At 72.3% G+C, this 7,537-nt stretch carries 1 protein-coding gene; it reads right to left on the minus strand.

Annotated features, from left to right (window positions below; all coding sequences use genetic code 11):
* On the minus strand, positions 1–7,537 hold a 7,537-nt coding region (locus H5J31_RS38900), incomplete at both ends, for a type I polyketide synthase (RefSeq protein ID WP_181777657.1).

Consider the following 7,537-nt stretch of genomic DNA (forward strand, 5'->3'; position numbering starts at 1 on the left):
GTCCGGGCCGTCGTCGGCGAGCGCGGTGAGCACGGCTGCCGGGCCCAGCTCCAGGAACCGCGTCACGCCGGCTTCCCGCAGCGAGGCGAGCCCGTCGGCGAACCGGACGGTGGCGCGGACGTGCTCGACCCAGTACTCCGGCTCGGTCACCCGGGCGGTCCGTTCTCCATCCACAGTGGACACGAACGGGATGGTCGGGGCCGAGAAGTCCAGCTCCCGCACCACGGCGGCGAACTCGTCGAGCATCGGCTCCATCAGGGCCGAGTGGAAGGCGTGCGACACCTCCAGCCGCTTGGTGCGGCGCCCGAGCTTCTCGAACTTCTTGGCCAGCTTGAGCGTCGGCGACGCGGCACCCGACAGAACGACGGAGTCCGGGCCGTTCACCGCGGCCAGCGAGACCTTCGGCGTCAGGTGTTCGCGGACCTCGTCCTCGGACGCCTGCACCGCCACCATCGCGCCACCCTCGGGCAGCGCCTCCATCAACCGGCCACGCGCTTCGACGAGTTTCGCCGCGTCCTCAAGGGAAAGCACCCCGGCGACGTGCGCGGCCGCGATCTCACCGATCGAATGCCCGGCCACGAAGTCCGGCTTGACGCCCCAGGACTCCGCGAGCCGGTAGAGCGCGACCTCCAGGGCGAAGATCGCCGGTTGCGCGGCCCCGGTCCGGCCGAGATCATCGCCCGCTTCGGGGAGCAGCGCGGCGACCTCGTCGTACGCCGTGGCGAACGCCGGGAACGCGGCGTACAGACCGCGGCCCATGCCGGCGCGCTGCGAACCCTGCCCGGTGAACAGGAACGCCGTCCGCCCGGACAGCACGCGCCCGGTGACGACCGAGCCGGTGGTGGTGCCCTCGGCCAGCGATTCCAGGCCGGTGCGGAGATCCGCGTCGGTGGCGCCGAGGACGACGGCACGCCGTTCATGCGCCGTCCGGGTGGTGGCGAGGGCGAAACCGACGTCGACCGGCTCACCGTCATGGCCGAGCAGTCGTCCGGCCTGCGTCCGCAGGGTTTCCTCGGCGCGGCCGGAAAGCACCCACGGCACGAGGGCCGGAGTCACGACCTCGCGAGGCGCGGGAGTCTCCACCGGAGGCTGTTCCAGGATGACGTGCGCGTTGGTTCCGGAGATACCGAACGACGACACCGCGGAGCGCCGCGGCCGCCCGGTTTCCGGCCAGGAACGGCGTTCGGCGAGCAGCGTGACGTCGCCCGCCTCCCAGTCGACGTGCGGCGTCGCGTCGCCGAGGTGCAGTGTCCGCGGCAGGACGCCGTGCCGCATGGCCTCGACCATCTTGATGATCCCGGCGACACCGGCGGCGGCCTGGGTGTGGCCGAAGTTGGACTTCACCGAGCCGAGGTACAGCGGTTCGCCGTCACGCTCGCGGCCGTAGGTGGCCAGCAGCGCCTGCGCCTCGATCGGGTCACCCAGCGTGGTTCCCGTACCGTGCGCTTCGACGGCGTCCACAGTGGACGAAGGAACTCCGGCCGCGGCCAGTGCTTGACGAATGACTCGCTGCTGCGACGGGCCGTTCGGGGCGGTGAGGCCGTTGGACGCGCCGTCGGAGTTGACCGCCGAGCCCTTGACGACGGCGAGCACACGGTGCCCGTTGCGGCGCGCGTCGGAAAGCCTTTCCAGGACGAGCATCCCGGCGCCTTCGGCCCAGCCGGTGCCGTCGGCGTCGGCGGAGAAGGACTTGCAGCGGCCGTCGGCGGCGAGGCCGCGCTGACGGGAGAAACCGATGAACGTCTCCGGCGTCGCCATCACCGTGACACCACCGGCGAGGGCCAGCGAGCACTCCCCCGAACGCAGCGCCTGCGTCGCCCAGTGCAGGGCGACCAGCGACGACGAGCAAGCGGTGTCGACCGAGACCGCCGGTCCCTCCAAGCCGAGGGTGTAGGCGACGCGGCCGGACAGGACGCTGCCCGAAGTGCCGGTGCCGAGGAAACCTTCGACGTCGTCGGGGACGTCGTTGCCGAGCCGGGTGCCGTAGTCGTGGTACATGACACCGGCGAAGACGCCGGTCGGGCTTCCCTTGAGCGCCGTCGGGTCGGTGCCGGAGCGTTCCAGCGCCTCCCACGCGACTTCGAGCAGCAGACGCTGCTGCGGGTCCATCGCCAGGGCTTCACGCGGCGAGATCCCGAAGAACTCCGGGTCGAAGTCGCCCGCGTCGTGCAGGAAGCCGCCTTCGCGGGTGTAGGTCTTGCCCGGGCGGTCGGGGTCGGGGTCGTAGATGCCGTCGACGTCCCAGCCGCGGTCCTCGGGGAAGCGGGTCACGCCGTCCCGGCCGCCCGCGACGAGGTCCCACAGTTCCTCGGGCGACGTCACGCCGCCCGGGTAGCGGCAGGCCATGCCGACGATGACGATCGGGTCGCCGTCGGACCGGGTCGCGGTGAAGACCGGGGTCGCGTCGCCGGGTTCGTCGAGCAGTTCGGCGAGGAGGAATTCGGCCAGTGCCACCGGGGTCGGGTGGTCGAAGGTCAGGGTCGCGGGCAGCCGCAGCCCGGTGACCGTGCCGAGGCGGTTGCGGAATTCGACCGCGGTGAGCGAGTCGAACCCGAGGTCACCGAAGGCGCGATCCGCCTCGACGGCGTCGGGGCTGGTGTGGCTGAGGACGTGCGCGGCCTCGGTGCGGACCAGTTCGGTCAGCAACCGTGTGCGCTCGACGGCGGGAACGCCGGCCAACCGCTGCCGCAGCCCGGCCGCTTCCGCCGCTTCCGCCGCGCGGCGGCGTCGTGGTCGGACCAGGCTCCGCAGGACGTGCGGCACCTCGGCTTCCGCCCGGAGCGCGGCCAGGTCGAGCTTGGTCGCGACCGGACGCGGGTCGTCACCGAAGGCCAGCAGGTCGAACAGGTCCAGCCCGGCTTCCACGGGCAGCGCCGCGCCACCACGGCCCTCGCCCATGCCGGTTTCCCAAAGGCCGTAGGCGATCGACGTTCCGGGCAAGCCCTGGGCGCGTCGGTGCGCGGCGAGGCCGTCGAGATACCCGTTGGCCGCCGCGTAGTTCGCCTGGCCGGGAGAGCCGAGTGCGCCCGCGATCGAGGAGAACGTGACGAACAGCTTCAGGTCGTCGGTGAGTTCGTGCAGGTGACGCGCGGCTTCCGCTTTGGGGCCCGCGACGGCGGCGAGCCGCTCGGGGGTCATCGCGGTGAGGACGCCGTCGTCGAGGACGCCCGCCGCGTGCACGACGCCGGTCAGCGGCCGCTCGGCGAGCGCGAGCACCGTCTCCAGCTGCGAGCGGTCGGCGACGTCGCAAGCGGCGATCGTCACTTCGGCGCCCAGCGCGGTCAGTTCCTCCCGCAGGCCTTCGGCGCCCGGGGCGTCCGCGCCCCGGCGGCCGACGAGCAGCAGGTGCCGGACGCCGTGGCGCTCGACGAGCCTGCGGGCGACCTGGGCACCGAGTCCGCCGGTACCGCCGGTGACCAGCACGGTGCCGTCGAGGGTCCAGTCCGGGTCGGCGGTGGGGCGGGACCGCGTCAAACGCGGAACGCGCAAGCCGTCCTCGGTGAGCTTGACCTCGGGTTCGCCGGTCGCGGCCGCGGCCTGGACGTCGCCGGTTCCGTGCACCAGGACGAACTTGTCCGGGTACTCGGCCTGGGCGCTGCGCACCAGCCCGGCGACGGCGGCATGCTCCGGGCTGTCGCCGGTGAGGTGCACGACGAGCCGGTCTTCGGCGGTCTGCAGTGCTTCGAGGACGGCGTCGATAGGCGCGTCCCGGAGAACCTCGTAGGTGTCTTCGCTCTCCGAAGGCGTCGCGACGGGGATCCAGTCGATGGCGAACATCGCGTCGCCGGCGGCGCTCGGCAGCGGCCCGTCGCCCACCGGGCGCAGGCTCAGCGACGCGACCGAGAGCACGGGCGCGCCGGTGCCATCGGTGACACGCAAGGAAACCGCGTCCTGGCCCGCCGGGGTGAGCCGGGCCCGCAGCGTGCTCGCGCCGGTGGCGTGCAACGCCAGTCCGGCCCACGAGAACGGCAGCCGGGCCGGACCACCGGTCAGGCCGACGGCGTGCAGGACCGAGTCGAGCAGGGCCGGATGCAGCCCGAACCCGCGGACGTCGGTGCCCTCGGGCAGGGCGACTTCGGCGAAGATCTCCTCGCCCTGACGCCAAGCCGCGCGCAGGCCGCGGAACGGGTCGCCATAGGTGAGTCCGGCTTCGGCGAGGGTCGCGTAGAAGCCTTCCAGGTCAACGGATTCGGCGCCGGACGGCGGCCATTCCGAGGTCTCGGCGGGTTCGTCGGCGGCCTCGATCAGGGAGCCGGTGGCGTGCAGGGTCCAGTCCCCGTCCTCCTCGCGCGAGTGCACGGTGAGCGTCCGCCGGTCGTCGCCGTCCGAAAGGGACACTCGCAGCTGGACCGGGGCCGAGGTGAGCACCAGCGGCGCCTGCAACGTCAGTTCCTCGACGGTGCCGCAGCCGACCTCGTCGCCCGCCCGGACGGCGAGTTCGGCGAACGCGGTACCGGGCAGCAGGACGGCGTCGCGGACACGATGCCCGGCCAGCCACGGCTGCTCGTCGAGCGACAGCCTGCCGGTGAGCACCAGCCCGCCTTGTTCGGGCAGCGCGACGGCCGCGCCGAGCAGCGGGTGGTCGAGCGCGCCGAGACCGAGAGCGGTGGCGTCGCCGGATCCCGGAGGCGCCAGCAGCCAGAAACGACGGCGCTGGAACGGATAGGTGGGCAACGTCGCGGGACGCGCGCCGCTGCCGTCGAAGAACCGGTCCCAGTCGACGGGAGCACCCGCCGCGTGCACGGCGCCTAGCGCGGTCATCGCGGAACGGGCCTCGTCCTGGTCCTTGCGAAGCGCGGAAACGAAGACGCCGTCGGTGCCCATCGCGGACAGCACCGCGTCAGGGCCGAGTTCGAGGAACGTCGTGACGCCCTCGGTGGTCAGGGCCGTGAGGCCGTCGACGAACCGGACGGTCTCGCGAACGTGACGCACCCAGTAGCCCGGGTCGGCCAGCTCGTCGGCGATCCGGCCGGTGACGGTGGAGACGATCGGTATCCGCGGCTCGGCGTAGGTCAGGCTTTCGGCCACTTCGGCGAAGTCCGCCAGCATCGGCTCCATCAGCGCCGAGTGGAAGGCGTGCGACACCACGAGATGCTTGGTGCGGCGGCCGTCCTTCGCGAACCGGGCGGCGACCTCGCGGACCGGACCGTCCACACCGGACAGAACGACGGCGTCGGGTCCGTTCACCGCGGCGAGCGAGACCTCGTCGGACAGGAACTCGCGCACCTCGTCCTCGGACGCCTGCACCGCCACCATCGCGCCACCCTCGGGCAGCGCCTCCATCAACCGGCCACGAGCCTCGACGAGCTTCGCCGCGTCCTCAAGGGAAAGCACCCCGGCGACATGCGCCGCCGCGATCTCACCGATCGAATGCCCGGCCAGGAAGTCCGGCTTGACACCCCATGACTCGAAGAGGCGGAACAGCGCGACTTGGAGCGCGAAGATCGCGGGCTGCGCGGTGCCGGTCCGGTCGAGATCACCTTCGAGGGAAAGAAGCGCGGCGACCTCGTCGTAAGCCGCCGCGAAGGCGGGGAAAGTCTCGTAGAGGCCCTGGCCCATGCCGAGCCGCTGAGAACCCTGACCGGTGAACAGGAACGCGAGCCGGCCGGTGACCGCGCGGCCGGAGACGACGTTGGCCGCCCGGCCGGTGTCGGCGAACGCGGCCAGCCCGGCCCGCAGCACCGACGGATCCGTCCCGACGACGACCGCGCGTCGTTCGTGCGCGGTACGGGCGGTCGCCAGCGACCAGGCGACGTCGAGCGGGTCGGCGTCGAGGTCGGCGAGCCGCGCGGCCTGTGCCCGGAGGGCTTCTTCGGACCGGCCGGACAGCACCCACGGCAGCACCGCGGGCCGGACGGCCGGCGCTTCCTCGATCTCTTCGGTGACTTCTTCGGGGACGTGTTCGAGGACGACGTGCGCGTTGGTCCCACTGAACCCGAACGACGACACACCCGCCCGGCGCGGACGGCCGGTCTCGGGCCAGCCGCCGGACTCGGTGGCGACGCGGATCGCGCCGGCTTCCCAGTCGACCTGGGCCGAGGGCGCGTCGACGTGCAGCGTCGCGGGGACGACGCCGTGCCGCATCGCCTCGACCATCTTGATCACCCCGGCGACACCGGCCGCGGCCTGCGTGTGCCCGAAGTTCGACTTGACCGAGCCGAGCAGCAGCGGCTCTTCGCGGTCCTGGCCGTAGGTGGCGAGCAGGGCCTGGGCCTCGATCGGGTCGCCGAGCCGGGTACCGGTCCCGTGCGCCTCGACGACGTCGATGTCCGAAGTGGACAGTCCGGCGTTGGCGAGCGCCTGCAGGATGACGCGTTGCTGCGAGGGGCCGTTCGGCGCGGTGAGGCCGCTGGACGCGCCATCCTGGTTGACCGCGGACCCCTTGAGCAGCGCCAACACCGGGTGGCCGTTGCGGCGGGCGTCGGACAGCTTCTCCAGCAGGACGAATCCGGCGCCCTCACCCCAGCTGACGCCGTCGGCGCCGTTGGCGAAGGCCTTGCAGCGGCCGTCGATCGCCATCGCGCTCTGTTTGCTGAAGTCGACGAACGGGTCGGGGTTGGCCATCACGGTGACACCGCCCGCCAGCGCGAGCGAACATTCGCCGGACCGCAGCGCCTGGCTCGCCAGATGCATCGCTACCAGCGACGACGAGCACGCCGTGTCCACCGACACGGCCGGGCCCTCGAACCCGAAGGTGTAGGAGACGCGGCCGGACATCATCGCGCCGGACGTGCCGGTGCCGAGGAAGCCCTCGACCTCCTCCGGGATCTTCGTCAGCCGGGACGCGTACTCGTGGTAGATCGCGCCGGTGAAGACGCCGGTGTCGCTGCCGCGCAAGGTGCCCGGCGGGATACCCGCGCGTTCGAAGGCCTCCCACGCGATCTCCAGCAGCAGCCGCTGCTGCGGGTCCATCGCGAGCGCTTCCCGCGGCGAGATGCCGAAGAACTCCGGGTCGAAATCGCCCGCCTCGGGCAGGAAACCGCCGGTGCGGGTGTGCGAAACGCCCTGCTTGCCCGGGGTCTGGTCGAACAGCGTGGCCAGATCCCAGCCACGGTCGGTCGGGAATTCGGTGATGCCCTCGCGCCCCTCGGCCACGAGCCGCCACAGGTCTTCCGGCGTGTTGACGTCGCCGGGGAACCGGCAACTGGTCGCGACGATCGCGATCGGCTCACCGGTGTCGTCGACAACACGGCCGCGGGCACGGGCACGAGGCCCGGCGGTGAGATCGCCGAGCAGTTCCGAGCGCACGTAACCGGCGAGCGCGACCGGGGTCGGGTGGTCGAAGATCACCGTCGACGGCAGCCGCAGTCCGGTCACGGAGCCGAGGCGGTTGCGCAGTTCGACCGCGGTCAGCGAGTCGAAACCGAGGTCCATGAAGCCGCGGCCGGGTTCGACCGTGGCGGCGGTGACGTGCCCGAGCACCAGGGCGACCTGGGTGCGGACGAGGTCCAGCAGTTCGCGGTCCTGATCGGCCTCGGTCAGCCCGGCGAGCCGCCTGGCCAGCGAGGAATCCTGGCCACCGCCCGATTTCGCGGTC

It is taken from the genome of Amycolatopsis pittospori (assembly GCF_013870525.1).
Lineage (GTDB): Bacteria > Actinomycetota > Actinomycetes > Mycobacteriales > Pseudonocardiaceae > Amycolatopsis > Amycolatopsis pittospori.